The following is a 26,652-nucleotide window of genomic DNA, read 5'->3' as shown; positions in this document are numbered from 1 at the left end:
AGACGAGGCGTGACCGTGTCGTAGGGACATACGACACGGCCACGCTCGGTGTTCGGAGCATCTCGCTGCGGCGCAGGGTGTCAGTGCGCGCCGGTTCCGGTGAGCGAGCGGACCTCTAGCTCGGCGAACTTCTGCGGGTCTGCCTTCTCCTTGGAGAGGACCGTTCCCAGCCATCCCAGCAGGAAGCCGAGCGGGATGGAGATGATGCCGGGGTTCTCCAGGGGGAACCAGTAGAAGTCGGCGCCCTTGAACATCGAGGTGGGCTTGCCGGAGACGACCGGCGAGAAGAGCACCAGGACGACCGAGGAGATCAGGCCTCCGTAGATGGACCACAGGGCGCCCTGGGTGGTGAAGCGCTTCCAGAAGAGGCTGTAGAGGATCGTCGGCAGGTTGGCGGACGCGGCGACCGCGAAGGCCAGGGCGACGAGGCCGGCCACGTTGAGGTCGCGGGCCAGGGCGCCGAGTCCGATGGCCACGGCTCCGATGACCACGGTCGACCAGCGGGCCGCCCGTACCTCTTCCTTCTCGGTGGCCTTGCCCTTGCGGATCACGTTGACGTAGATGTCGTGCGCGAAGGACGAGGAGGAGGCCAGCGTCAGGCCCGCGACGACCGCGAGGATCGTGGCGAAGGCCACCGCCGAGATCACGGCGAGCAGCACCGCTCCCCCGGTGGAGCCCGAGCCGCCGCCGATCTCCTGGGCGAGCAGCGGGGCCGCGGTGGTGCCGGCCTTGTTGGAGGCGATGATGTCGGCCCGCTTGAGCAGGGCCGCGGCGCCGAAGCCGAGGACGATCGTCATCAGGTAGAAGGCGCCGATGATGCCGATGGCCCAGTTCACGGACTTGCGGGCGGCCTTGGCCGTGGGAACCGTGTAGAAGCGGATCAGGATGTGCGGCAGGCCGGCGGTGCCCAGGACCAGGGCGAGGCCGAGCGAGAGGAAGTCCAGCTTCGAGAGCGAGTCCTTGCCGTACTTCAGGCCCGGCTCCAGGAACTTGACACCCTGCCCGCTGTTGTCGGCGGCCTGGCCCAGCAGGTCCGAGATGTTGAAGCTGAACTTCCACAGGACCAGGAAGGTGATCAGCAGCGTGCCCGCGATCAGCAGCACGGCCTTGATCATCTGGACCCAGGTGGTGCCCTTCATCCCGCCGATGGTGACGTAGAGGATCATCAGGACGCCGACCAGCGAGACGATCACGACCTTGCCGAAGTCGCTGGTGATGCCGAGGAGCAGCGAGACGAGCACGCCGGCGCCGGCCATCTGGGCGAGCAGGTAGAAGATCGAGACCACGATGGTGGAGGTGCCCGCGGCGGTGCGTACGGGGCGCTGGCGCATCCGGTACGCGAGTACGTCGCCCATCGTGTAGCGGCCGGAGTTGCGCAGCGGCTCGGCGACCAGGAGCAGGGCCACCAGCCAGGCGACGAGGAAGCCGATCGAGTAGAGGAAGCCGTCGTAGCCGAAGAGCGCGATGGCTCCGGCGATGCCGAGGAAGGACGCGGCGGACATGTAGTCGCCGGAGATGGCCAGGCCGTTCTGGAATCCGGTGAACTGGCGGCCGCCCGCGTAGAAGTCGGCGGCGTCCTTGGTCTGGCGTCCGGCCCAGACCGTGATGGCCAGGGTGGCGACGACGAACAGCCCGAACAGGGTGATGATCAGCGGGCGGTGCTCGGAGGCGCCGGCGGCGGTGGTCGTGCCCGCCGTGGCCGCCCCGGCGACCGCCACGTACAGCGGGGCGCTCATTCGCCCGCCTCCATCCTTGCCTTGATGGCCGAGGCCTTGGGGTCGAGCTGGGCCGCCGCGTGGCGCGAGTACAGCCAGGCGATGAGGAAGGTCGTCGCGAACTGGCCGAGGCCCAGGACGAGCGCGACGTTGATGTTGCCGAAGAGCTTCGTCCCCATGAAGCCGCCCGCGTAGTTGGAGAGCAGCACGTAGAGCAGGTACCAGGCGATGAACGCCACGGTGAGCGGGAAGGCGAAAGAGCGGTGGGCGCGGCGCAGTTCCGCGAACTCCGCGCTCTGCTGGACGCGTACGAACTCCTCGGCCGCGGGGGTCGCCGGCGGCGCTCCCGGACTGCCCGGAGGCGGCGCTGCTTCGGTGGTCACGGGGGACTCTCCTTGTGACGCGGGGGCGGTGGGGATGACGGACAAAACAACCTCCGTGGGGGGACGGTGGTGCCGATCCCCCTGTCAACGGCACGTCCGGCGCGTCGGGGTGGTTCAACACCTGTTTGTTTCTTTGGGAACTGATTCCTCGAACTAATGGCGCAGACGGGCACAGAAACGCTAAGTTCGCCTGTCATGAACCCGTCCGTCGCGACCGCGCCCGGACGGCTTTTTCAAAGATGATCTGGAGAACCCATGGCTCATCTGGGATCCGGCCGCCGGCGTGCTCTCGCCGTACCGGTCGGCCTGGCGCTCACCGCCTCGCTCGCCTTCCTGCCCTCGGTCTCGGCTTCAGCCGCACCGCTGAGCACGACGGCGGACGCGGCTGCGACCTCTACGGCCGGGACGACCGGCCCGAAGCTGTCGTACGTGGCGAACTTGAGGACCTTTGCCACGGTGACGGCGGCGAAGAAGGCCATCGAGCGGGCCGGTGGAACGGTGGTGACGGCCTATGAGCAGATAGGCGTGGTCGTCGCACACTCCCAGAACCCCGACTTCGCCAAGCAGCTGCGCGCCAACCGCGGTCTGTTCGACTCGGTCGGCGCCACCCGTACGGCCCCCCTCTCGGCGGTGCAGACCACCGACGAGGGCGCGACGCAGCAGCTGAGCGCGGCGGACGCCGCCAAGGCCGCAGCGGCGGCCCAGGAGGGTCAGGAGCCGCTGGAGTCCAACCAGTGGGACCTGCGGACGATCAAGGCCGATCAGGCTCACAAGATCAACGATGGCAGCCAGAACGTCACTGTGGGCGTCATCGACACGGGTGTCGACGACACTCACCCCGACATCGCGCCGAACTTCTCCAAGGAGCAGTCGGCCAACTGTGTCGGCGGCGTCGCGGACACCAGCGAGGGCGCCTGGCGTCCGTACGCGGACGGCAGCGACCACGGCACGCACGTGGCCGGCACCATCGCGGCCCCGCGCAACGGCCTCGGCATCAGCGGGGTCGCGCCGGGCGTCAAGGTCGCCGGCATCAAGGTGAGCGAGCCCGGCACCAGCCTCTTCTACACCGAGGCGGTCGTCTGCGGCTTCATGTTCGCCGCCGAGAAGGGGATCGAGGTGACCAACAACAGCTACTACGTCGACCCCTGGCTCTACAACTGCAAGGCGGACGAGGACCAGAAGGCGCTGGTGGAGGCCATCGGCAGGGCCACCAAGTACTCGGAGCGCAAGGGCACGCTGCACGTGGCCTCGGCGGGCAACTCCAACCACGACCTGGCCGGCGACTCGATCGCCGACGACACCAGCCCGAACGACACCACCCCGGTGCCGCGCACCATCGACCCGAGCGTCTGCTTCGACCTGCCCACCCAGCTCCCGGGCGTGGTCACGGTGTCGGCGACCGGTGACAAGGGTCTGCGCTCGTACTACTCCAGCTACGGCCTCGGAGTCGTCGACGTCGCCGCCCCCGGTGGCGACAAGTGGCAGGTCCCGGCCACCCCGGACGCCAACGGCCGCGTGCTGTCGACGATCCCGGGCGGCGGCTACGGCTACAAGCAGGGCACCTCGATGGCCGCCCCGCACGTCGCCGGTGTCGCGGCGCTCCTCAAGAGCGCCCACCCGTACGCCACGCCCGCGATGCTCCAGGCGCTGCTCAAGGGCCAGGCCACCAAGGCCGACTGCCCCTCGCAGATCTACAACTCCGCAGGCACCCTGATCGACGCCACCACCTGCGAGAGCAGCTGGGGCCGGACGGGCTACTACGGCTACGGCGTGGTCGACGCGCTGAAGGCCGTCAAGTAAGCCGGCTGAAGCGCTGAACCACTGAAACACTGAAGAACAGAAGGGCCGGGCGGGGAACATCCCGCCCGGCCCTTCCGTTCGTTCGATCCCTGCCGTCAGGGCTTGATCATGACCTTCAGCGCGCTGCGGTCGTCCATCGCCCGGTAGCCGTCCGGGACCTCGTCCAGGGTGACGGACCGGTCGAAGACGGGCGACGGGTCGATCGCACCGCTGAGCACGTCCGCGAGCAGCTCGGGGATGTACGCGCGGACCGGCGCGACACCGCCGCGCAGGGTGAGGTTGCGGTCGAACATGACACCGAGGTCGAGGCCGGTGCCGCTGCCGTGCGGGACGCCGACGTAGCCGATGGCCCCGCCGTCGCGGGCGATGTTCACGGCGGTGCGCATGGACATCTCGGTGCCGACCGCCTCGATGACCGAGTGGGCGCCCTGGCCGCCGGTGAGCTCGCGCACGGCCGCCTCGGCGGCCTCGCCGCGCTCGGCGACGACGTCGGTGGCCCCGAAGAGCTTCGCGATGTCCGTACGGGCGGTGTGGCGGCCCAGTGCGATGATCCGCTCGGCGCCCAGGCGCTTGGCGGCGAGGACGCCGCACAGACCGACCGCGCCGTCGCCGACGACGGCGACGGTGGAGCCCTTGCGGACGCCCGCGCCGAGCGCGGCGTGGTGGCCGGTGCCCATGACGTCGGACAGCGCGAGGAGCGCGGTCAGCAGGTGGTCGTCGGAGACGGCGTCGGCGGGCAGCTTCACGAGCGTGCCGTCGGCGTGCGGGACGCGGACGGCCTCGCCCTGGCCGCCGTCGTGGCCGACCGAGCCCCAGAAGCCGCCGTGCTCGCAGGAGGTGTACAGACCCTCGGTGCAGTAGTCGCAGGTGCCGTCGGACCACATGAAGGGGGCCACGACGAGGTCGCCGGCGCGCAGGCCGGAGACGGCGGAGCCGGTCTCCTCGACGACGCCGAGGAACTCGTGGCCGATCCGCTGGCCCGGCTGCCGCTTGGCCACGCCCTGGTAGGCCCAGAGGTCGCTGCCGCAGATGCAGGCACGCAGGACGCGGACGACGGCGTCCTCGGGGCGCTGGATCGCAGCGTCGGGCACCTCCTCCACGCGGATGTCGTGCGGGGCGTGGATGACGGTGGCGCGCATGGTGGTGCAGTCCTCCGGCTAGGAAATGGTTGAGCCCTGTAGGGCCTCCCTACCGTACGCCCGCTCCGGCGCGAGTGCTCCCGTGGCCAGCAGGTACTGGGCCGCCACGTAGGTCGCCATGACCCAGAAGTCGGGGCGGGGCAGCTGGGGCCACTCGGCGACCCCTGTGGCGATGAGGGTGTCGGAGAGCAGGAACAGCGCCCCGCCGAGCCCGGCCCGCCGCCCCAGGGCGCTGGAGCGGTAGGCCATGGCGGTGAGCAGCAGGCTGTACCCGGCGACCGGGATCCGCAGCTCCGCGGGCAGGTCGCCCCAGAGCAGCGTGACGGTGGACAGGAGCGCGGCGGCGTACGCGGCCCCGAGCAGGGGGCCCGTCCGGCGGCGGCCGAACAGCACGAGGTAGCAGACGTGCCCGGCGGCGAAGGAGCCCATGCCGATCAGGAAGGCGGGATCGGCGTCGAAGAGCAGGGCCAGGTCCCCGCCCCAGCCGAACAGCAGGGCCGCGATCAGCAGGCGGGGGGCGCGGCGGGTGATCACGTAAACAACGAGCAGCGGCATCAGCAGCGGCTTGGCGATGAGGTGCCCGGTGTGCCAGTCCGCCAGCAGGGATCCGAGGTCCACGGCGGTGGCGGCCGCGAAGGCGACGAGCAGCGCCCTGGTGGCGGGGCCGGAGCCCGGGGGGACGGCGGGGCGCGCCCAGGAGGGCGTACGGGACTGCGCGCGATCGGTGGACCCGGCGGCGCTCACGCGGCGTGCTCCGGGGCGGGCGCGGACGCGGACGCCTCGGCGGGGGCGGCCTGCGCGGGCTGCCCTGCCTGCGCCGGCTGCCAGCCGGGGCCGCCGAAGACGCGTCCGGCGCGCTCGCGCCAGGTGGTGGCCCCGCGTACGTCCCGGGCGATGGAGGCGTACTCGTGGGTGGCGACGCGCAGCGGGTTGTAGGTCTCGATGTTCTTGGTGAGGCCGAAGACGGGCTTGTCCGTCTCCCCCACCCAGGAGCCGAACATCCGGTCCCAGACGATCAGGATGCCGCCGAAGTTCCGGTCCAGGTAGCCGCCCTGGGAGGCGTGGTGGACGCGGTGGTGGGAGGGCGAGTTGAAGACGAACTCGATGGGCCGGGGCAGTTTGCCGATGCGCTCGGTGTGGATCCAGAACTGGTAGACGAGGTTGACCGAGTAGCAGAACGCGATGGCGGCCGGGTGCACGCCGAGCGCGATCATCGGGAGGTAGAACGGCCAGGAGGTGGCGCTGGTCCAGGGCTGGCGCAGGGCGGTGGTGAGGTTGAACTTGCGGCTGCTGTGGTGGACGACGTGGCAGGCCCACAGGATCCGGATCACGTGGTGGCCGCGGTGCTGCCAGTAGTAGAGGAAGTCCTGGGCGAGCAGCATCAGCGGAACGGTCCACCACAGGACGGGGACGCGCAGCGGGGTGAGCTCGTAGACCGCGGTGTAGATCGCGACGATCGGGATCTTCCAGAGGAAGTCGAAGCCGAGGCTGCCGATCCCCATGCCGAGGCTGGTGACGGCGTCCTTGGTCTCGTACCCGGCGGCGTCCTCGTCGGGATGGATGCGATAGCTCACCAGCTCTATGACGGTGAGCAGGACAAAGGCGGGTATGGACCACAGCACGACATCGGGCAGGTTCGGCATGTCCGCACCATAGAGGCGGGTTCGGGGGCTCGGCTAGGGGTTGTTACCGATCGGTATCCATCGGTGTTACCGACGGTTCACGAGATGCTTCCCGGTGAGGGTGTCCGGGCCAAGGGGAGGGCATGGGGATGGGGTACGAACCGGGTTTCGAGGGGATCGCCTTGGAGGCGGCGGACGCCGTGGCGCGGGCGCTGGCCAGGGCCCGGCCGCCGGGGGGAATCCGGATCAGGCCGGTGCGGGAGAACGGCCCCGACCTGCTGCGCCGCGCGAACAGGCTGATCGCCCTGCTGACGGAGGCGAGCGCGGGGCTGGACGAGCCCGACCGCTCCGCGGCGGTGGCCGCCGTCGGCCGGGCGTTCGCCGCGCTCGGCCCGAAACAGGCCGGGGCCCTCGTCACGGCCGCCCACGACCCCTCGGCCGTCCCCGTGCCCCCGCCGCCCGCGGAACTGACCCCCGCGGCGGAGGCCGCCTACCGGGAGCTGTTCGTGCTGTGCCTCGGCGGCCGGACCGCCGAGGACGGGAGCTCCGCCCGGGGCGAGGACCCCCGCGCCGCGAACGACCCCCGGGCCACGGACGACCCCCGCGCCGCAGCCGACGCGGAGGCCGCCGCGGCCTTCGAGGAGCAGTACGCCCGGTACGTCGCCGGGGCCCAGGGGCGGGTCCAGCTGTACGGCCTGACGCTCAGCCAGGACCGCCAGGACTGGTCGCTGGACCTGGCCTACATCAGCCTCGCGGTCAGCGGCGGGGAGTTCCTCGAAGAGCCGGGCCTGCAGAGCTCGGTGAAGGCCGAGGTGGCGCTCAACGCGACGGAGCGCGTGCTGCTGCGCGGCCCGGCCGGCTCGGGCAAGAGCACCCTCGTGAAATGGCTGGCCCTCAATGCGGCCCGGAACAGCTTCGGACCCCAGCTGCCGGACTGGAACGGCCTGGTCCCCTTCGTCCTGCCGCTGCGCTCCTTCAACTCCCCCGCCGGCCTGCCCCGGCCGCAGGACTGGCTCGGCGCGACCGGGGTCCCGCTCCTGCCTCCGGAGGGCTGGATCACCGGACTCCTCGCCTCCGGGCGGGCCCTGGTGCTGATCGACGGAGTGGACGAGGTTCCTCCGCGGCTGCGCGACAGGACCGAGTCCTGGCTGCGGGCCCTGCTCACCGAGTACCCGCAGGCCCGCTTCGTGGTCACCACCCGCCACTCGGCCGTACCCGAGGACTGGCTGGCCGCCCACGGTTTCACCTCCCTCGCCCTGCTGCCGATGGACCGGGACGACGTCGGCGCCTTCATCACGCACTGGCACGCCTCCGCCCGGGCGGAGGCGCACGGCCAGGGCGAGGGGCCGGAGCGCGACCTGCTCGACCGGTACGAGAAGGCCCTCCTGGAGGCCGTGGGATCGCGCCGGGACCTGGGCAGGCTGGCGACGAACCCGCTCATGTGCGCCCTGCTCTGTGCACTGAACCGGGACCGCCGGATGCATCTGCCCCGGGCCCGCAAGGAGCTCTACGACACGGCTCTGGACATGCTGCTGATCCGCCGCGACAGCGAACGGGACATCTCCGGGATCGAGGGCGTCTACCTCAGCCGGGACGAGCAGACCCTGCTGCTCCAGCGGCTGGCGTACTGGCTGATCCGCAACGGACAGGTGGAGGCCTCCGCCGAGGAGGCGATCGGGATGATCGCCTCCTCGCTCGACTCCATGCCCCAGGTCAAGGCGCAGGGCAGCGCGCAGACGGTGTTCCGTCACCTGCTGATCCGCAGCGGGTTGCTCCGCGAGCCGGTACCGGGCTCGGTCCTGTTCGTCCACCAGACCTTCCAGGACTACCTCGGCGCCAAGGCGGCGGTGGAGGCACGGGACTTCGGCGTCCTCGTGCGCAATGCGCACGAGTACACCTGGGACAACGTGGTCCGGATGGCCGTGGGCCATGCCCGTCCCGACGAACGGGCCTATCTGCTACGCGAGTTGCTTGCACGAGCCGATCAGTCGGAGCCCGACCGCAGCCGGCTCGTGCTGCTCGCGGCCGCCTGCCTGGAACACGCGCCGGAGCTGGATCCGGAGGTCCGGCGCGAGGTGACGGCCCGGACGGCGCTCCTGCTGCCCCCTCGCTCCCCGGGCCAGGCCGAGGAGCTGGCCAAGGCCGGGGAGCTGGTACTGGAGCTGCTCCCGGAGCCGGCCGGGCTCGTCGAGGCCGAGGCCGCCGCGACGATCCGTACGGCGGCGCTCGTCGGCGGCGACCGGGCGCTCCAGGTGATCGCGGGCTTCCGGACGGACGACCGCTACGAGGCCGCCCGCGAACTCTCCGACGCCTGGGGGCGGTTCCCCGTGGACGTGTACGCGGACACGGTCCTCGCGGACGCCCCCATGAACACGGCCCACCTGCACGTGCGGACGCCCGGACAGTTACGGGCCCTGGACCGGCTCCGGCACGTCCGCCGGCTGCACGTCACCTGGGACGGCCCGATCCCGCCGGAGCTCGTGCGGCGGCGGGACCTGGAGTCGCTGACCCTGCACCGCAATCCGCGGCTGGCCGATCTGTCCCCGCTGGCCGGGCAGTCCGCGCTGCGGCACCTGGGCGTCCTGGACTGCCCGCAGGTCACCGGGATCGAGGTGGTGGGCGAACTCCGGGCGGACAGCCTCGCCTTCGGCTACCTCCGCGACGACCTCTCGCTCGCCCCGCTGGCGGGCGCGGCCGGCCTGCGCTCGCTGGTCATCGGCTTCGAGCCGGAGCAGCGCCGGATCGGGGACGTCCCCGCAGCGGACTCGCTGACCGCGCTGCACCTGTGGCAGGGCGCCCGCCGGATGACGCTCGACGGGATCGAGCGCTGGCCGCGGGTGGAGAAGCTGACGGTCGCCGGGAGCGGGCAGTACCGGCAGCTGGTGCGCTCGCTGCCGCTCAGGGGACTGACCGCGCTGCAGATCCGGCACGCCGCGCCGGTGTCGGCCGGAGCCCTCCTGCCGTACGAACGCCTCGGCCGGCTCGTGCTGATCCGGTGCGCCCTGGAGGGGTCGCTGGAGGCGCTGCGCGAGTTCCCCGCGCTGCGCCGGCTCGTGCTGAGCGAATGCCTGGGGACCGTGGACCTGTCGCCGCTCGCGCCCGTGGAGCAGCTGGTGATCGAACTGCGCCGGGGCACCCACGTGAGGGGTACCGAGCTGATCCCGCCGGAGCGGCTCGTCCGCAGGGACTGAGCCGCTCCGGCGGGAGCACCCGGAGCACCCGGCGCGCCGGGACCGCCGGGACCCCCGGGTCAGGCGGCCCCGGTGCTACGGGGCGTTCGCGCGCTCCCGGTCACCAGACCCGGACCGAGCCCCCGCGGGCGAAGGCCGGGCTGGTGGCTCCCGGCGGGACCTCCGTCAGGGGCTGCGCGACCTCCGAGACGAGGGGGCCGTGCTTGGCGGCGACCGCGTCCAGGAGGGCGAGGTCGAAGCCGTACACGCGGGCGGCGTTGCCGCCGACCATGGCGGCGACCTCCTCGCGGGGCAGGCCCGCGTAGGCGATGCGCAGGCCCTCGCGGGAGTAGGGCGTGGTGCCCTCGTCGTGGGGGTAGTCGCTGCCCCACATGATCTTGTCGAGGCCGATCCGGTCCCGCAGCGGGACCTCGTGGGGGCGCATGAAGCTCGCTCCCACGAAGCAGTTCTCCCGCCAGACCTCGCTCGGCCCCTTGCCCATGGACTCCGCCAGCCCGGCGCCGAACTTTGCCTCGGCGGTGGCCGAGGCCGCGACCAGGCGGCCGTGGTAGTAGTCCAGCATCTCGATCACGCCCGGGATCCAGCCGGAGCCCTGCTCCGTCAGGACCAGCTTCAGCCCGGGGTTGCGGCGGAAGGCTCCGCCGAAGATGAGGTGCCACAGGGCCCGGTGGGAGAACCAGGTGGTCTCCACCATGAAGACGGCCCGCGCCGCCGGCTCGTCGCCCAGCGGCGGCGAGGCGGAGCCGCCGTGGTGGTTGACCGGGACGTCCAGCTCGTCGCAGACGGCCCAGATCGGGTCGTAGACCTCCGAGTAGAGCTCGGGAACGGTGGAGCCGGGCGGGACGCCGGGCAGCAGGATGCCGCCGGTCAGGCCCGCGTTGCGGGTGCGGCGGATCTCCTTGACCGCCGCGTCCACGTCGTTCAGCAGGATCTGGACCACGCCCGCCCGGCGGCCCGGCGCGTCCGCGCAGAAGTCCGCCAGCCACCGGTTGTGGGCCTGGAGCCCGGCCCAGCGCATCTCGTACTCGGCCGCCGTCGGGGGCTGGGCCATCAGCGAGGCCTTGGGGAAGAACGGCGGGATGGTGTTCGGGAAGAGCACCTCCGCGACGATCCCGTCGGCTTCGAGCTCGGTGAGGCGCCGCTGCGAGTTCCAGTTGCGGTCGGCCGTGTCCGCGAGGAGGTCCTCGTACGGGTTGACGTAGGTCGCGGCCCAGGCGTCGAACTCGGCGTGGTGGCGCTTCTCCAGGTACGGCTTGTAGTCCAGCAGGTCGGCGCCCGCGTGGCAGTCGGCGGAGATGACCGTGTAGCGGTCCTCGGAGTTCGGACTCACGGGTTCACCCCCAGCACCGGGAAGTCGTTGTCGGTCAGCCAGTGCCGGCCCACGTCGCGCGAGCGCGCCCAGGAGGCTTCGACGGCCGCCTGGTCCTCGCTCTGGCCGAGCTCGGCCGGGGTGGGGCCGATGCGGCGGGCGATCGGCGCCAGCTTCTCGGTGTCGAAGCCGAAGACCTCGGCCGCGGCCAGGCCCAGCATCCGGCGGGTCTCCTCGACGGGGATGTCGTGGAAGGTGTTCTTCAGCCAGTTGCGGGTGTTCGGCCAGGTCCCCTCGGGGTGCGGGAAGTCCGAGCCCCACAGGATGTTGTCCACGCCGATCTCGTAGCGCTGGGCCAGCTCGCGCCGCTTGGTGTTGGTGGCGCAGACGAACACCTGCCGGTCCAGGTATTCGCTCGGCGGCCGCTTCAGCTCCTCGAACGGCGAGAGCTTCTTGCCGCCGTGTGCGCCGAGGTAGAGCCGGTCCATGAACCAGAGCTGGTTCGGCAGCCACCAGCAGCCCGACTCGGCGACGCCGAACTTCAGTCCCGGGTGCCGCTCGAAGACCCCGGACCAGAGCAGGAACCACAGCGGGCGGGCCGGCCACCAGGTGACCTCGGAGACGAAGATGCCCAGGTGGTCCCCGTACTCGTGGCGCGGCGAGGAGCCCGAGTGGGTGACGATCGGCATCTGCGTCTCGGCCGCCGCGGCCCACACCGGGTCGTAACGGCGGTCGTGGTAGGGGGCCTTGTCCACCCACATGGCCGGGATCATCAGGGCGCCGAGCCCGGACGCCTTGGCCCGGTATATCTCGGCGACGACCTTGTCTGGATCGCCGGTGATGGGCAGCAGGGCCACCCCGCAGTGCCGCTCGGGGTTCTCCGAGACGAACTCGGCGAGCCACCGGTTGTGCGCCTGGGCGCCGGCCATGCCGAGCTCGGGGTCCTGGTCCCCGGAGAGGCCGAGGCCCACTCCGAAGGGGGCGGCGGTCTGGCTGTCCACGGCGTCGGCGTCGGGGAACACGACTTCGGCGGCCACGCCGTCGCCGTCGAGTTCCTTCAGCCTCTGCGTGACGTCCCAGCCGCCCTTGAGGCCTTCCTCGTGGTCGTGGAACCACTTCTCGGCGAAGGCCTCGTTGCGCACGCCGAGCTTGGTGGCCTCGGCGCGGCGGGCATCGCGCTCGCCGAGGAACTCGTCGAACTGCGGGTGGAAGGCGCTGTCCAGGTAGGGGCGGTACTGCTCGGTGGGCAGCCCCGCGTGACAGTCGGAGGAGATGATCAGGTACGGGTCTTCGTACGCACTCACGATTGAGGCTCCTCAGTCGAGGATGAAGCTTTCCAGGTAGGCGGGGTTGGCGCGGTCGAGCATCGACTGCGACCGGGCGCGGATCTGCCGGTCGCTGTGCTCGCTGTCGGGCAGCATCCAGAAGCGGTCGGCGCGGATGCCGTCGACGACGTGGTCGGCGACGTCCTCGACCGGGGTGAAGTTCACCTCGTGGCCGGCCTGCTTCATCGCGGCCTCGTACTGGTCGAGGCTGCGGTACGGGGACTTGCGCGGGCGCTCCTTGGCGTACCGGTCGGGCCGGTTGCGGTGCGACTCCCACAGCCCGGTGCGCAGCATGTGCGGTCCGGGGAAGAGCACGGAGGCGCCGATGGCCGCGCCCTCGGCCTTGAGGTGGGCGTAGAGCGACTCGGTCATGGTGACCACGGCCGCCTTGGTCACCGCGTAGACCGAGGCGGTGGGCAGCGGGGCGATGCCGCCGTCGCCGGAGGAGGTGTTGACGATGTGGCCGGGGCCGCCGGCCACGATCATGCGGGGGACGAAGGCCTGGATGCCGTGGAAGACGCCCCAGACGTTGACGGAGAAGGCCCATTTCCAGTCGTTGGGCTCGTGCTCCCACATGCGGCCCTCGGCTCCGGAGCCGACGCCGGCGTTGTTGCAGAGGACGTGCACGGCGCCGAAGGTCTCGTAGGCGGCGTCGGCGAGGGAGATCACGGAGTCGCGGTCGCTGACGTCGACGAGTTTGGCGAGCACCTCGGCGCCGTCGGCGGCGAGTTCGTCGGCGGCCTTGCGCAGGGCGCCCTCCTCCACGTCGGCGAGGACCACCTTCAGCCCCTCGGCGGCGAAGCGGCGGGCCATGGCGAGGCCGATGCCGCTCGCGGCTCCGGTGACCACGGCCACCTGTCCCGGTTCGAGTCGCATCAGACGCTCCCCTCGGGCGGTCCGTCGAGGATCTGCATGGGGTCGTCGTAGCGCTGGTGGATGTACGGGAGCAGGGCCTGGGCGCTGACCCGCTCGACGACCTTGCCCCGCTGGTCGGTGGTCTTCTCGCCGATGGTGAGCTCGACGAGGCGGCGTACGGGGAGATCGGCGATCGGATCGAACATCGACTCCCGGAGCACCACGTCGCCGGTGATGTGCTCCAGCTTGCGGACCTTCTCGTTGCGGGTGCAGTGCACCAGCACCGGATCGGCGTCGAAGCCCGAACCGTCCACCGCGGGGAGGAACTTGAAGTAGAAGTCGGTCTTCACGGTGGGCTCGGGCAGCGGCAGCTCGCGGTCCACGGCGCCGCGCACCTCCACGAAGGCGATCCCGTGCCGGGCGAGCGAGGCCCGGACGACCAGGCCCTCGCGCTCGACGGTGATCTCGCCGAGCTTCTTCGGCTCACCGAAGACCTCGCGGCCTCCGATCAGGGCGCGCTCCATGCTCATCGGCATGACCAGCGGGTACCAGCCCTCGACCCCGTCGTGCTGGGCGGCGACGGCCACCGAACCGGCGCCGAGCGGGTAGCCGGGCAGGTCCACCTTGCTGATGTTGGCCCGCACCAGGGGCCGCTCGGTGGGCTTCAGCGGCGGTGGCAGGACCGCCGCCACCACGTCCGGGTCGGTCTCCCAGACGGCCACCACGCCGGTGGACCAGATGTCGGGGAGCTTGGAACTCTTCTCGCGCGAAGCGGCGATCTCGGCCTCGGTGCGCGCTCCGTACCGTACGCGTGCCATCTATCGCACCATCCTTCGTCTAGGACGCAGTCGGTTCTGACGCAGCTGGTTCTGTAACACAGTTACACCGGGACCGATGAAGGGTAAAGACCCCTGCACGCACCTGATCTGACGGATCGACAGAAAGTTGGGACGGACAGATGGCCAGAACCACGCTGACCCGCGCGGAGGTACTGGACGCCGCCGCCTCCCTCGTCAAGCAGCACGGCCCGGCCGCCCTCACCATGCGCAAGCTCGCCGCCGAACTGGGCACCGCGGTGACCTCCATCTACTGGCACGTCGGCAACCGCGAATCACTGCTCGACGCCCTCGTGGAGCGGACCGTGGAGGAGATGGGCGCCATCCGGCCGGTCGGCCGCAACCCCGGCGACCGCATCGTCTCGGTCGCCCGGATCCTGCGCCGCGAGCTGCGCGAGCGCCCGCACCTGATCGCGATGGTCCACGAGCGCGGGCTCACCGACCGGATGTTCCTGCCCGCCCAGCAGGCCCTGGTCCACGAGGTGCACGCGGCGGGTCTGCGCGGGACCCGGGCCGCGGACGCGGTGCGCGCGATCCAGTTCCAGATCATCGGCTTCGTCCTGGTCGAGCGCAATCGCGAACGCTCCCCCGCCCAGTCCCCCGCCGAAAGCGAGCTCTGGGACCCGGCCGACGCCCCCCACGACCCCCCGCTGGCCCGCGCACTGGCCCGGCCGGTCGATCCTGAGCGGCTGTTCCAGCTGACCCTGAGGGCCCTGGTCCGGGCCCTGCTGGCGCCACCGGCCGGGTAACCGGCTTGCCGGCGCGCGGGGGCACGTGGTGGGATCTGCCCCACGGGGGCGGCTCCCCGGCGTGCATCCTCTCCCTTTCACGGAAAGTCCGCGCGCCTTCTCTCCGCCCCCGTTTTCCGTTCGCGGAGGGAAACCAGGACCGTGCCCGTCACCCGATCCACCGAAGAGCTCATGCTGCGCCGGCTCCGGACCGTCTACCTCGACCGGCCGTCGGCCGCCGCTTCGCCCGGGACCGAGGGGGTCCGCCCGCTGGAGGGCGAACTCCTCGAACGCGGCCACACCGTGAGCCGCGAGCTGTACGCCGCGCTGGCCGTCCTCGCGCCGACCGATCTCGCCGAGGAGCGCTCGCGCCTGCTGGCGCTGGCCGACGGGCTCGCGGATGCCGGCCAGGGGCCCCGGCCGGCCTTCCGCCGCTTCCCCTTCTCCATCCCGCGCGACACCGAGCACTGGTACACCGACCGCGTCCTGACCCTCCTGCGCCGGGACCCCGTCCGGCCGTGCGCCCTCTGCGCCGGGACCCGGCCGGTGCGCGCCCTCGCCCCGTGCGCCCACCTCGTCTGCGGCTCCTGCCGGGACGGCGCCGACCACGGCGCCTGCCCCGTCTGCCTGCACCCCGTCGATCCGGCCGGGCCCTTCCTCTCCGTTTCCACGGAGGTCCCCCCTTCTACGGAGCACCGCGCGCCCGACAGCGACGGGGCCGGGATCCCGCCCGGCCCGCTCCGGCTGCTGCGGCTCGGCACCGACCCCGCGGCCGACGCCGCCCGGGTGCTGGCCCCTCTGCTCGCCCGGTCGGCCCCGCTGTCCCCCGAGGACCGGGCCGACCTGCCGCTGCTGCTGCGGCTGGCCCCGGCCGGGTTCGACTGGCTGCCCGCGCGGATCCCCGTACCGCAGACCCTGGCGCTGGTCCTGGCCGGCCTGCTGACCGGGCCCGCCCCGCGGGAGGCCGTACTGCCGCTGCTCGCCGGGCGGTTGACCAGCGCCACCGACGTGCTGCGGCTCCTCGCCGCGCTGTCCGGCGGGGATCCCGGGCTGCTCGCGCCCGCGTCGGCACGGTTCCGCTCCCCCGCGCGGCCGCTGCGCCGCGCGCTGCTCGGCGTGCTCGACGCCCTGCCCGCTCCCGGCCTGGTCGAGGAGCTGTTGCGGTATCCGACCGCCTGGAAGCGGGCCGCCGAGACCCTGCACCCGTTCGAGCGGTACGCCAGCAGCCCCCGGGCGGCGATGGCCTTCGCCGTGCTGCGGGGCACCGTCCTGTCCGGCGCCCTGGGGGCGGCCCTGCGGGAATGCGCCGCCGCCCATCCCGACGCCGTACGCGTGGAGGGGAACCGGCTCCGGCCCGCGACCTGGGCCGGGCGACTGGAACAGGCACTCGCCGGTGCGGACCCCGCAGCTGCCGCGGCGGTGGCCGGGGAACGCCCGGAGGAACTCGTCCTGCGCCTCGACCACCTGCTGCGCCTGCACACCGGCGACCGCCTGGTCCCCGAGCTGGCGCGGGAGCTGGCCCGCGCGCTCCCCGCCGTCGGCGCGGGGCCGCTCCTCGCCGCGCTCGGGGCCCTGCGCGGACGCGTCTCGGAGCGGACCGGCTCGCGGCGCGTGTTCTTCCCCAAGGGCCCGGCGGGCCACACCCGGTCCGTGACGGAGGACCGCCCTCCACTTCCCGTCCCGCTCGTCAGGGAGGCCTCGGCCCTGCTGGAAGCGGAGGTGGTGCGCCGGTTCGCCCGCACCGAGCGGGAGCCGTACGAGCTGGCCGTCCTCGATTCCGGGCTCGCCGAACTGCCCGTGCCCTCCGGGGAGCAGGCCCGCGCGGGGGCTCCGGTCGCCGTGCCCCGGGGCAGCTTCCTCGCGCTGCCCGCGGGCCGGGAGCTGCGGCTGTTCCTGCACTGGAGCGAGGCCCGGAACCAGGTGGCGCATCTGGACCTGGCGGTGGCCTTCTTCGACGCGGACTGGAAGTTCACCGGCCTGTGCGACCGCGACCGCCCGGTGTACGGGAGGCCCGGCGCGGGCGCCGTGCACGCGGGCGGCCACGGCTGGGCTCCCGTACCGGTGGCTGCACGGGAGGGGGAAACGGAGTACGTCGACCTGGACCCGGCGGGCCTCGCCGAGCGCGGGGACGCGTACGCGGTGGCCCTGGTGTCCGGCTACAGCGGGGTGCCGTTCGAGGAGCTGGCGCGCGCCTGCACCGGGTTCGCGGCCCGGCCCTCGGACGACCCGCGGGCGTCTCCCGACGGCTCGCGCGCCTCTCCGGGCGATCCGTCCACGGCCGGCCGGCGCTTCGACCTGAGCGGCCCCGCGACGCGGGCCCGGGTGCCGGTGGTCGTGGACCTGGCCGCACGGCGAGCTCTGTGGGCGGACCTGCACCTCCCGCCGTCGGGCGACTTCGAGAGCGTCACCCCGCGCGCCGACCGGGTCGCGGCCGTGGCCTCGGACACATGGGCGCACTTCGCCTCCGGCACCCGCACCACCCTGTGGGACCTCGCCGTGTGGCGGGCGGCGGCTCGCACCCGTGAGGTGGCGGTGATCCGGCGGGCCACCGAGAGTTCGGCCACCGGCGAGGTGTGGCTCTACCGGGCCGCGGACGGCGAGGAACCGGCCGTCTTCGCCGCCCGGATCGCCGCCCTGGAGCAGCCCGAGGAGCGCCGGCCCCGCGCCGACGCCGACGCGGAGGCCGCCGAACTGGCTGCCGGGAAGCGTGCGTTCCTCGCGCTGACCTGCGCGAGCGTGGCCCCCGAAGGGGGTTCGGGCACGGCCTGCCGGCTCTTCCCCGGGCCGGCCGAAGTGCCCGGGTCCTTCGCCCGGGTGACGGCCGGGGACCTCGTGGCGGAGCTGGCCTGAAAGGCCGTAGGGCTTCGAGTGTCGGCGCGGGCCGATATCCTCTGTGACCATGCTCGCCGACCGTACGACCGCAGAGACGATGTGGCCGACCGCGTACCCACAGGGGTACGCGGTCGTCGACGTGGAGACCACCGGGCTCGCTCGCGACGACCGGATAATCTCCGCCGCCGTCTACCGGCTCGACGCTCAGGGCAACGTCGAGGACCACTGGTACACGCTGGTCAACCCGCTCCGGGACCCCGGGCCCGTGTGGATCCACGGTCTGACCAGCGACATGCTCCAGGACGCGCCGCTCTTCAAGGACATCGCCGAGGAGTTCGCGAGCCGGCTCGCGGACCGGGTGCTGGTCGCGCACAACGCGATCTTCGACTGGCAGATGATCGCCCGCGAGTACGCGCGGGCCGCGGTCACGGCGCCGGTGCGCCAGCGGCTGTGCACCATCGCCCTGTCGAAGGAACTGAACCTCCCGCTGCCCAACCACAAGCTGGAGTCGCTCGCCGCGCACTTCGGCGTGGTCCAGCAGCGCGCCCACCACGCGCTCGACGACGCCCGGGTCCTCGCGGAGGCCTTCCGCCCGTCCCTGCACGCGGCCGCGCGGGACAACGTACGACTGCCCCTGCTGGAATGCCGAGCGCTGACGGAGTGGTCGGACACCCCCGCCGCCCCGCGCGTCGGGTACCAGGCCTCGTACGGGGCGGGCGGTGGGAATGCCGGGTCCAGCTGGCGGCCCTCGCGCAAGCGGCCGCCGTGCCCGTACCCGAACCCGGGGCGGTGGGCGGACGGCACCCCGCTCAAGCAGGGCATGCGGATCGCGTTCTCGGGTGACACCTCGGTGGACCGGGAGCTGCTGGAGGACCGCGCCGTGGAGGCCGGCCTGCACGTCGCGACGAGCCTGTCCCGGCTCACGAGCCTGCTCGTGACGAACGACCCGGACTCCTCGACCTCCAAGACGGTGAAGGCGAAGTCCTTCGGAACCCCCGTCGTCGACGAGGCGGCCTTCACCCAGCTGCTGCGGGACGTGGCTCCGGCGCAGGACTGACCCCGGGGAGGTTCGGGGGACGGACGTCGGGCCGGACGTCGGAACGGGCCTCGGGCCGGACGTCGGGCCTCCCGTCGGACCGGACGTTGGGCCGGCCGGGTGCACGCTCGGCGACTCACCCCGGTGGATCTTGTTCCGGCGGTCCGCCCTGCGCAGCATGCCGCGCATGGCACGTTGCGAAGTCTGCGGGAACGATTACGGCATGTCCTTCGAAGTACACGCACAGGGTGCTGTGCACGTCTTCGACTGCTTCTCCTGCGCCATTCACCGCATGGCGCCCATCTGCGAGCACTGCCGGGTCCAGATCATCGGGCAGGGCGTCGAGGTCGAAGGACAGTGGTTCTGCGGAGGGCACTGCGCCCGCGCGGAGGGGAAGGTGGGCATCACCGACCGCGTCTGATTCCCGTCCCGCCCTCACCGGGTCCCCCTCCGCTCCTCCCCTCCGCTCCCCTCCGCCACGACCCCGGACGGCCACCCGGCCGCCGGGGTCCTCGCCGCTGGGGGTACCGTCGTGGGCGTGTACCGCTTTGTGCTGACCCGGCAGTGGGTGTGCCTCACCCTCATCGGCCTCGCCCTGATCCCCGCGATGATCAAGCTGGGGTTCTGGCAGTTCCACCGTCATGAGCACCGTGTCGCGCAGAACCAGCTGATCGACGCGAACCTGCGGGCGAAGCCGGTCCCCATGACCGAGGTCACCTCCCCCGGCCACGTCGTCCCGCGCGCCGACTACTGGCGTGCCGTGACCGCCACCGGTACGTACGAATCCGCGCACGAGGTCGTCGTACGGATGCGCACCGACAACGACGACAAGGTCGGCTTCCACGTCCTGACCCCGCTGGTCCTCTCCGACGGCCGGGTGGTCCTGGTCAACCGGGGCTGGGTGCAGGGCGGCGACGACCCGCGCGCCTACCCGCCGGTGCCGGCCGCGCCCTCCGGCGAGGTCACGGTCACCGGGCGGCTGAAGGCCGACGAGACCAGCGGCGGCAGCGGCATCAAGGACCGCAAGGGCCTGCCGGACCGCCAGGTGATGCTGATCAACAGCGCACAGCAGGCTCAGTACCTGGGCAAGCCCGTCCTCGGCGGCTACCTGGAACTCACCTCCCCGGTCCCGGCCGACGGCAAGCCCGAGGTGGTCGGCGAGCCCGACCACGACTCGATCGGGCCGCACATGGCGTACGCCATTCAGTGGTGGCTGTTCACCTTCGCGGTGCCGGTGGGCTGGATCGTGCTCGTACGGCGCGAGAAGCGCGACCGCGAGGCGGCGGCCGCCGCCGAGGCCGCCGCCTCCGAGCGGGAGCCGGTGGCGACCGCGTAGCGTGTCGGGCATGGATCTTGGACTGAAGGACCGTGTCTACGTAGTCACCGGCGCCACCAGGGGCCTCGGCTACGCATCCGCCCGCGAACTCACCGCCGACGGCGCGAAGGTGGTGCTCACCGGCCGGGACGCCGCCCGCGCCGAGGCCGCTGCCAAGGCGCTGGGCCCGAACGCGCTCGGCCTGGCGGCCGACAACTCCGACCCCGGGGCCGCCTCGCGGCTCGTCGCCGCGGCCCGGGAACACTTCGGCCGCCTCGACGGCATCCTCATCAGCGTCGGCGGCCCGGCGCCCGGTTCGGCGGCCGACAACACCGACGAGCAGTGGGCCGCGGCCTTCGAGTCGGTCTTCCTCGGCGCGGTCCGCCTCGCGCGGGCGGCGGCCGCCGAGCTCTCCGACGGCGGGGTCATCGGCTTCGTCCTGTCGGGCTCCGTGCACGAGCCGATCCCGGGCCTCACCATCTCCAACGGACTGCGCCCCGGCCTGGCCGGCTTCGCGAAGTCCCTCTCCGTGGAGCTGGGCCCGCGCGGCATCCGGGTGGTCGGCCTGCTGCCCGCCCGCATCGACACCGACCGGGTCCGCGAGCTCGACGCCCTGTCCGGGGACGCGGACCTCGCGCGCACCCGCAACGAGGCGGGGATCCCGCTGCGGCGTTACGGCACCCCGGAGGAGTTCGGCCGCTCGGCGGCGTTCCTGCTGTCCCCGGCGGCCTCCTACCTGACCGGCGTCATGCTCCCGGTGGACGGCGGCTCCCGGCACGGCTTCTGAGCCGGCCGGTTGATGAGCCGTCCGGCTTCTGAGCCATCCGGTTGATGAGCCGTCCGCCCCGGCTCCGTCTCACGTCACCCGCCGCGCCCGGCGCGGGGTGACGTGGAGGCGGGCCTCCGCCGGGAGGGCCGCGAGCGCCGCCGAGGTGCGGGCCCGGCCCAGCACCGGTCCGGCGAGGGCCGCCAGCGCGTCGGCCGGCACCGCGTGCGGCTCCAGTTCCAGGGTGACCCGCAGGGCCGGGGCCCCGCGCCGCCCGCACAGGGTGACCCGGCACCGCGCCACGCCCTCCACGGCCTCCTGCACATCCGCCTCGACGGCCTCCTCCAGCGCCCGCCCGCGCAGCACGGCGAACGCCCCGTCCCCGGTGTCCACGAGCACCGCCGCGAGCCGGGGCCGCCGCAGTTGGGACAGCAGCCACCACAGCGCCAGCAGGACGCACACCCCGAGCGCGGCGAGCACCGCCCACCAGGGCGCCGGCCAGCCCCGCCCGTGCGGGGCCAGCAGGGGTTCGTCCCGGCCCTCGAACGGCCCGGACGCGGTCAGCACCGACACCCCCGCCGCCAGCAGGACCAGGCCGAGCAGCGCGAGCAGGATCCGGTTCACCGTCCCGAGGGTCACCGGCGGTTCACCCGTACCCTCGGCCGCACCTCGTGGGCCAGGCCCAGCTCGTCGACGCCGACGGCCAGCACCGCGTCCAGATCGGCCCGTACGTCGTCCAGTTCGCGGAAGTGGGACACGGCCCGGACCCCGATGCGGGACCGGCCCACCCTGACCCGCACCGAGCGCACCCCGGACACCTCCATGACCCGGTCGCGCAGCACCTGCGCGGCGGCCTTGCGTTCCAGTCCGCCCCGGACCTCCGGGTGCCCGGAGGCCATCGGGAGGATGCCGCGCAGGCCCGGGGTGAGGGCGTACAGCAGCAGCGCGGCCCCGGCCGCGGCCAGGATCCCGCCGCCGAGCAGCACGCCGGGGTCGGCCGGGGTGTGCCGCTCCAGTGCGCGGGAGAGCTCGTCGCGCCAGCGCATGCCCGGGTGGTGCGCCCGTACGGCGGCCAGGTCGTACAGGAACAGCCCCGCCACCCCGAGGACGGCGAACGCCCCCACGGCGGCCGGGAGCCGCCGGGGCGACCGGAAGCGGGCGCTCACCGGACCCGCCGGTCCCGCCCGGCGGCGGGCCGGGCGGGGCGCAGGTGCTCGATGTCGACGTCCACCTCGGGTACGGCCATCTCCGCGTACTCCTCGACGCGCCGGGCGACGCTGCGGCGCACGGCAGCGCACTGGGCGGCGAGGTCGGAGGGGTAGGGGAGCTCCAGGACCACCCGTACGCGGGCGATGTCGTGGTGCACGGTGACGGTGGCGTGCGGCGGGGCCGCGTCCGGAGCGGGCCGGGTCAGGGCCTCCCGGGCGGCCCGGGCGGCGATCTTCGCGACGACCCGGTCGGCGATCCGGGTGGCGCCCCGCTCGGCGGCGGGCACCCGGGGCGGGGTGGGGCGGGGGGTGCTCATCGGTCCCGGTCCCGGTCACGGTCGCGGCTCCGGTCCCGATCCCGGTCCCGATCCCGGTCCCGGTCGCCGGGGCGGCCCCGGGGGCGGAAGAAGTCCCCGGGTTCCAGGTCCCCGTCGAGGAACCGGCCCACGACGAAGCCGATGGCGCCGAGGGCGGCCACCAGCAGGAAGGCCCCGAAGCCGCCGAAGTACCCGGCGAACCCCAGTGCCATGCCGGCCACCAGGCCGACGACCGCCATGCTCATGCGGGCTCCTCTACTGCAGTCGGGACTCCGGCTCCTCGTCGTCCTCGTCCGGCAGTTTGACGTCGCTGACCGCGATGTTGACCTCGACCACCTCGAGGCCGGTCATCCGCTCCACCGCCGAGACGACGTTCTCACGGACGGCCCGGGCCACGTCCCTGATCGACACGCCGTAATCCACGACGATCTCCAGGTCGAGGGCGGTCTGCACCTCGCCGACCTCCGCCTTCACGCCCCGGCTGACGGTGGACTTGGCCCCGCCGGGGACGCGGTCGCGGACGGCGCCGAAGGTACGGGAGAGGCCGCTGCCGCTGCCCATGGCGTGGACGCCGGCCACCTCGCGGGCGGCCAGGCCGGCGATCTTCTCGACCACGCCGTCGGCGATGCTCGTGCGGCCGCGGTCGGCGGGGGGCTTGGCGGTGCTGCCGCCGCCGGGGGCGGATTCGGTCATGGCGGATCCCTTCGCACGGTGGGCTCCCGACCACGGTATGTCGGGACCCGCCCGACCGCCCGTCCCGACGCGGCTGCGGGCAGTCGGCCCTGCGGGGCTGGTCCCCTACCCGCCCTTCCACCGTTCCCCGGGCTCCGCCCGGACCGGCAAAGCCCCTGGGGCTCCGCCCCAGACCCCGCTCCTCAAACGCCGGAGGGGCTGGAATTGCCCTGCGGGCAATCCAGCCCCGGCCAGCGCGCACTGCGTGCACGTCCAGGCTGACGCCAAGCCAAATCCAGCCCCTCCGGCGCGTGAGGAGCGGGGGTCCGGGGGCTGGCCCCGTTGCCGCGGCGGCGCGGCTAGTCGGAGAGGCCGGCCAGGTCTCGCAGGCGGCGCGCCTGGGCCGCACGCTCCGCCGCGCGCTGGTCGTCGTACGTGCGCGACCCCGCACCGCGCAGCAGCGCCTTCGTCTCGACCACCGCATCCCGCGGCGGAGCCAGCAGCGCGGTGGTGAGGTCCTGGACGGCCGCGTCGAGTTCACCCGCGGGGACGACCAGGTTCGCGAGGCCGATCCGTTCGGCCTCCTCGGCGTGGACGAAGCGTCCCGTCGCGCAGATTTCGAGCGCGCGGGCATAGCCGACCGCCGAAGTCAGCGGCTGGGTGCCGCCGAGGTCGGGCACCAGGCCCAGCCCGGTCTCGCGCATGGCGAACTGCACGTCGTCCGCGACGACGCGCAGATCGCACGCGAGGGCAAGCTGGAAACCGGCACCGATCGCGTGCCCCTGAACGGCGGCGACGGAGATGATGTCGTTGCGCCGCCACCAGGTGAACGCCTCCTGGTACTCGGCGATGGTGGAGTCGAGCAGTTCCTCCGAACCGCGCGCCAGGTCAAGGAAGGACGGCTCGCCCTCGAAGCCTTCGGGGGTGAACGCCTGCCGGTCGAGCCCTGCGGAGAAGGACTGCCCTTCGCCGCGCAGCACGACGACCCGGACGGTGCCCGGCAACGACCTTCCAGCCTCCGTCAACGCCCGCCAGAGCGCGGGGGATTGAGCGTTTCGCTTGGCCGGATTGGTCAGTGTCACCGTGGCGACCGTGTCGTCGACGGTGAGCCGTACGCCGTCCTTGTCGAGCAGAGCCATCTGTGTGCCTCCGGTGTTGTGCCGTCGTTCGGCCGCGATCTCGGCCTAAGTGACTGCACAGTAACCACCCAGCCGGCCATGGAGCCGACCGGGGGTCACCGAAGGACGGTGGAACTGGAACCGTGAAGCTGAATACGGAAAACCATTGGAACCAAGGGGAACCAAATGGTCAGGCCGTAGCCGCCTTCTTGCCGCGCGTCGCACCTCCGCGACCACGCAGCGTGACTCCGGACTCACTGAGCATCCGATGGACGAATCCGTAGGACCGGCCAGTCGATTCGGCCAGCGCCCGGATACTCGCACCGGAGTCGTACTGCTTCTTCAGGTCTGCCGCGAGCTTGTCGCGCGCGGCGCCGGTTACCCGGCTGCCCTTCTTCAGAGTTTCGGCCACCCGTGCCTCCTCATGGGAAGTGCGCTCTGGACTTCTCATGATCACCCCTCCCCGCCTTCCTGGCCACCCATTCAGCAAGGTCGGTACGGCGGCATTTCTTCGGCCGTGGACACACGAGCAGAACGGAATCTTCTCTTCCGCTGCATGACCTCCGTCACATTTCCGCTCCCCCGGTATGAATCACCAGGTCAGGGGCCGGAGCGCGCAAACGGAAGGCCCCGGCCGCACATCCTGGGAGATGCGGCCGGGGCCTTCGTCGAGCACGGAGCGGTATGAGACCGACTCACTCAGATGATGGATCACGCCTGAGCCGAATGATCCATAAGCAAAGGATCACGGAAGCGGAAGAGCCTCAGGCGAGGGCCACCAGGTCCCGGTAGTCCGGACCCCACAGGTCCTCGACGCCGTCCGGGAGCAGGATGATCCGCTCCGGCTCCAGCGCCTCGACCGCGCCCTCGTCGTGGGTGACGAGGATGACGGCGCCCTTGTACGTGCGCAGGGCGCCCAGGATCTCCTCGCGGCTGGCCGGGTCGAGGTTGTTGGTGGGCTCGTCGAGCAGCAGCACGTTGGCCGAGGAGACCACCAGCGTCGCCAGGGCCAGGCGGGTCTTCTCGCCGCCGGACAGGACGCCCGCGGGCTTGTCCACGTCGTCGCCGGAGAAGAGGAACGAGCCCAGCGTCTTGCGTACGGAGACCAGGTCCAGGTCGGGCGCGGAGGAGCGCATGTTCTCCAGGACCGAGCGCTCCGGGTCCAGGGTCTCGTGCTCCTGGGCGTAGTAGCCGAGCTTGAGGCCGTGGCCGGGGACGACCGTGCCGGTGTCGGGCTTCTCGGTGCCCGAGAGCAGGCGCAGCAGCGTGGTCTTGCCCGCGCCGTTGAGGCCGAGGATGACCACGCGGGAGCCCTTGTCGATGGCCAGGTCGACGTCGGTGAAGATCTCCAGCGAGCCGTAGGACTTCGACAGGCCCTCGGCGGTCAGCGGGGTCTTGCCGCAGGGCGCCGGGTCCGGGAAGCGCAGCTTGGCGACCTTGTCGGAGACGCGGACGGCGTCGAGGCCGGCCAGCAGGCGGTCGGCGCGCTTGGCCATGTTCTGGGCGGCGACCGTCTTGGTGGCCTTGGCGCGCATCTTGTCGGCCTGCGAGTTCAGCGCCGCGGCCTTCTTCTCGGCGTTCTGGCGCTCGCGCTTGCGGCGCTTCTCGTCGGCCTCGCGCTGCTGCTGGTAGAGCTTCCAGCCCATGTTGTAGACGTCGATCTGGGCACGGTTGGCGTCCAGGTAGAACACCTTGTTGACGACCGTCTCGACCAGGTCCACGTCGTGGGAGATCACGATGAAGCCGCCGCGGTAGGTCTTCAGGTAGTCGCGCAGCCACACGATCGAGTCGGCGTCGAGGTGGTTGGTCGGCTCGTCGAGGAGGAGCGTGTCGGCGTCCGAGAAGAGGATGCGGGCGAGCTCCACGCGGCGGCGCTGACCACCGGAGAGGGTGTGCAGCGGCTGGCCGAGGACCCGGTCGGGCAGGCCGAGGGCGGCGGAGATGGTCGCGGCCTCGGACTCGGCGGCGTAACCGCCCTTGGTGAGGAACTCGGTCTCCTGGCGCTCGTACTGGCGCAGCGCCTTCTCGCGGGTGGCGCCGGAGCCGGAGGAGATGCGCTCCTCGTTCATCCGCATCTTCTTGAGCAGCACGTCCAGGCCGCGCGCGGACAGGATCCGGTCGCTGGCCAGCACGTCGAGGTCGCCGGTGCGCGGGTCCTGCGGGAGGTAGCCGACCTCGCCCGAGCGGGCGATGCTGCCGCCGGCCGGGGTGCCCTCGCCCGCGAGGCACTTGGTGAGGGTGGTCTTGCCGGCTCCGTTGCGGCCGACGAGGCCGATGCGGTCGCCCTTGGCGACGCGGAAGGAGGCGTTCTCGATGAGGATGCGGGCGCCGGCGCGCAGCTCGATGCCGGTGGCGGTGATCACGGAAATACTCCAGGGCGGGTCGGGACGGCGGAAGGGGGGCAGGACGCGATGCTTCGACGCCGCTAATCCGCGAGGAGATTTGCCATGGGAGTCATTCTACCGGGGGTGCGCAACTACTTTCG

The 26,652-nt window shown here is 72.4% G+C and carries 25 protein-coding genes; 8 read left to right on the top strand and 17 right to left on the bottom strand.

Annotated features, from left to right (window positions below):
• Positions 1 to 80: 80 nt before the first annotated feature.
• Both OG898_RS22510 and OG898_RS22505 read right to left on the bottom strand, forming a co-directional pair.
• A complete protein-coding gene (locus OG898_RS22510; RefSeq protein WP_250742237.1) occupies positions 81 to 1,736 on the bottom strand; it encodes a cation acetate symporter in 1,656 nt (551 codons plus the stop codon).
• Positions 1,733 to 2,098, bottom strand: coding sequence for a DUF485 domain-containing protein (locus OG898_RS22505; protein WP_250742238.1), 366 nt, complete (start codon positions 2,096 to 2,098; stop codon positions 1,733 to 1,735). Before OG898_RS22505 ends, OG898_RS22510 begins: the two co-directional genes overlap by 4 nt.
• Positions 2,099 to 2,353: 255 nt before the next feature.
• Here OG898_RS22505 and OG898_RS22500 point away from each other — a divergent pair, with 255 nt between their 5' ends.
• Positions 2,354 to 3,898 (top strand): S8 family serine peptidase, encoded by a 1,545-nt coding sequence (locus OG898_RS22500; protein ID WP_250742239.1) that lies wholly within the window; start codon positions 2,354 to 2,356, stop codon positions 3,896 to 3,898.
• Positions 3,899 to 3,993: 95 nt separating this feature from the next.
• Here the strand turns inward: OG898_RS22500 and OG898_RS22495 are convergent, their stop codons facing one another.
• The 3 genes from OG898_RS22495 to OG898_RS22485 form a co-directional block, all read right to left on the bottom strand.
• Positions 3,994 to 5,037: a zinc-dependent alcohol dehydrogenase family protein gene (locus OG898_RS22495; RefSeq protein ID WP_250742240.1), complete on the bottom strand. Its 1,044-nt coding sequence runs from the start codon at positions 5,035 to 5,037 to the stop codon at positions 3,994 to 3,996.
• 18 nt (positions 5,038 to 5,055) lie between these two features.
• Positions 5,056 to 5,685 carry a lysoplasmalogenase gene (locus tag OG898_RS22490; RefSeq protein WP_266960384.1) on the bottom strand — a complete coding sequence of 210 codons (630 nt, stop codon included), beginning with the start codon at positions 5,683 to 5,685 and terminating at the stop codon, positions 5,056 to 5,058.
• Positions 5,686 to 5,777: 92 nt separating this feature from the next.
• Entirely contained in the window at positions 5,778 to 6,680 is a 903-nt protein-coding gene (locus tag OG898_RS22485; protein ID WP_250742241.1) for a sterol desaturase family protein, read from the bottom strand.
• Positions 6,681 to 6,808: 128 nt separating this feature from the next.
• Here OG898_RS22485 and OG898_RS22480 point away from each other — a divergent pair, with 128 nt between their 5' ends.
• On the top strand, positions 6,809 to 9,850 hold the full coding sequence (locus tag OG898_RS22480) for an NACHT domain-containing NTPase (RefSeq protein WP_266958896.1): 3,042 nt from the start codon (positions 6,809 to 6,811) through the stop codon (positions 9,848 to 9,850).
• Positions 9,851 to 9,950: 100 nt separating this feature from the next.
• On the opposite strand, the gene OG898_RS22475 is transcribed toward OG898_RS22480, so the two are convergent.
• The 4 genes from OG898_RS22475 to OG898_RS22460 are packed head-to-tail and all read right to left on the bottom strand — an operon-like array spanning position 9,951 to position 14,157.
• On the bottom strand, positions 9,951 to 11,180 hold the full coding sequence (locus tag OG898_RS22475) for an amidohydrolase family protein (RefSeq protein ID WP_250742243.1): 1,230 nt from the start codon (positions 11,178 to 11,180) through the stop codon (positions 9,951 to 9,953).
• Entirely contained in the window at positions 11,177 to 12,463 is a 1,287-nt protein-coding gene (locus tag OG898_RS22470) for an amidohydrolase family protein (RefSeq protein WP_250742244.1), read from the bottom strand. Before OG898_RS22470 ends, OG898_RS22475 begins: the two co-directional genes overlap by 4 nt.
• Positions 12,464 to 12,475: 12 nt before the next feature.
• Positions 12,476 to 13,360 (bottom strand): SDR family NAD(P)-dependent oxidoreductase, encoded by an 885-nt coding sequence (locus tag OG898_RS22465; protein WP_266958893.1) that lies wholly within the window; start codon positions 13,358 to 13,360, stop codon positions 12,476 to 12,478.
• Positions 13,360 to 14,157: an acetoacetate decarboxylase family protein gene (locus tag OG898_RS22460; protein WP_250742246.1), complete on the bottom strand. Its 798-nt coding sequence runs from the start codon at positions 14,155 to 14,157 to the stop codon at positions 13,360 to 13,362. The genes OG898_RS22465 and OG898_RS22460 overlap by 1 nt, the downstream gene beginning before the upstream one ends.
• 140 nt (positions 14,158 to 14,297) lie before the next feature.
• On the opposite strand from OG898_RS22460, the gene OG898_RS22455 reads away from it, so the two are divergent.
• From OG898_RS22455 to OG898_RS22430, 6 genes are all read left to right on the top strand, one after another.
• On the top strand, positions 14,298 to 14,924 hold the full coding sequence (locus OG898_RS22455) for a TetR/AcrR family transcriptional regulator (protein ID WP_266958891.1): 627 nt from the start codon (positions 14,298 to 14,300) through the stop codon (positions 14,922 to 14,924).
• Between the two features lie 141 nt (positions 14,925 to 15,065).
• On the top strand, positions 15,066 to 17,753 hold the full coding sequence (locus OG898_RS22450; protein WP_323184884.1) for an MXAN_6230/SCO0854 family RING domain-containing protein: 2,688 nt from the start codon (positions 15,066 to 15,068) through the stop codon (positions 17,751 to 17,753).
• Positions 17,754 to 17,802: 49 nt separating this feature from the next.
• Entirely contained in the window at positions 17,803 to 18,792 is a 990-nt protein-coding gene (locus OG898_RS22445) for a DEDDh family exonuclease (RefSeq protein WP_250742248.1), read from the top strand.
• 166 nt (positions 18,793 to 18,958) lie between these two features.
• The gene (locus OG898_RS22440) at positions 18,959 to 19,192 is read left to right on the top strand and encodes a hypothetical protein (protein ID WP_112453882.1); all 234 of its coding nucleotides are present in this window, start codon (positions 18,959 to 18,961) and stop codon (positions 19,190 to 19,192) included.
• 117 nt (positions 19,193 to 19,309) lie between these two features.
• A complete protein-coding gene (locus OG898_RS22435) occupies positions 19,310 to 20,107 on the top strand; it encodes an SURF1 family protein (protein WP_266958888.1) in 798 nt (265 codons plus the stop codon).
• A gap of 10 nt (positions 20,108 to 20,117) precedes the next feature.
• Positions 20,118 to 20,873 carry an SDR family oxidoreductase gene (locus OG898_RS22430; RefSeq protein ID WP_250742250.1) on the top strand — a complete coding sequence of 252 codons (756 nt, stop codon included), beginning with the start codon at positions 20,118 to 20,120 and terminating at the stop codon, positions 20,871 to 20,873.
• Positions 20,874 to 20,942: 69 nt separating this feature from the next.
• Here OG898_RS22430 and OG898_RS22425 read toward each other — a convergent pair whose 3' ends face one another.
• The 8 genes from OG898_RS22425 to OG898_RS22390 form a co-directional block, all read right to left on the bottom strand.
• A complete protein-coding gene (locus tag OG898_RS22425; RefSeq protein WP_266958886.1) occupies positions 20,943 to 21,476 on the bottom strand; it encodes an alkaline shock response membrane anchor protein AmaP in 534 nt (177 codons plus the stop codon).
• A gap of 11 nt (positions 21,477 to 21,487) precedes the next feature.
• A complete protein-coding gene (locus tag OG898_RS22420) occupies positions 21,488 to 22,018 on the bottom strand; it encodes a DUF6286 domain-containing protein (protein WP_250742252.1) in 531 nt (176 codons plus the stop codon).
• The gene (locus OG898_RS22415) at positions 22,015 to 22,377 is read right to left on the bottom strand and encodes a hypothetical protein (protein ID WP_250742253.1); all 363 of its coding nucleotides are present in this window, start codon (positions 22,375 to 22,377) and stop codon (positions 22,015 to 22,017) included. Before OG898_RS22415 ends, OG898_RS22420 begins: the two co-directional genes overlap by 4 nt.
• Positions 22,374 to 22,622, bottom strand: a complete 249-nt coding sequence (locus OG898_RS22410; protein WP_266958884.1) for a hypothetical protein — start codon at positions 22,620 to 22,622, stop codon at positions 22,374 to 22,376. Before OG898_RS22410 ends, OG898_RS22415 begins: the two co-directional genes overlap by 4 nt.
• 10 nt (positions 22,623 to 22,632) lie before the next feature.
• Positions 22,633 to 23,070 (bottom strand): Asp23/Gls24 family envelope stress response protein, encoded by a 438-nt coding sequence (locus tag OG898_RS22405; protein WP_250742255.1) that lies wholly within the window; start codon positions 23,068 to 23,070, stop codon positions 22,633 to 22,635.
• Between the two features lie 338 nt (positions 23,071 to 23,408).
• Positions 23,409 to 24,188: an enoyl-CoA hydratase/isomerase family protein gene (locus OG898_RS22400; RefSeq protein WP_266958881.1), complete on the bottom strand. Its 780-nt coding sequence runs from the start codon at positions 24,186 to 24,188 to the stop codon at positions 23,409 to 23,411.
• A gap of 169 nt (positions 24,189 to 24,357) precedes the next feature.
• On the bottom strand, positions 24,358 to 24,579 hold the full coding sequence (locus OG898_RS22395) for a helix-turn-helix domain-containing protein (RefSeq protein WP_204357858.1): 222 nt from the start codon (positions 24,577 to 24,579) through the stop codon (positions 24,358 to 24,360).
• A gap of 352 nt (positions 24,580 to 24,931) precedes the next feature.
• Positions 24,932 to 26,530, bottom strand: a complete 1,599-nt coding sequence (locus OG898_RS22390) for an ABC-F family ATP-binding cassette domain-containing protein (protein WP_250742257.1) — start codon at positions 26,528 to 26,530, stop codon at positions 24,932 to 24,934.
• Positions 26,531 to 26,652 lie beyond the last annotated feature (122 nt).

It is taken from the genome of Streptomyces sp. NBC_00193, assembly GCF_026342735.1.
In the GTDB taxonomy this organism is placed as follows: domain Bacteria; phylum Actinomycetota; class Actinomycetes; order Streptomycetales; family Streptomycetaceae; genus Streptomyces; species Streptomyces stoeckheimensis.
Note: the sequence above shows the minus strand (reverse complement) of the source record. Positions and strands in the feature narration are given on the sequence as shown.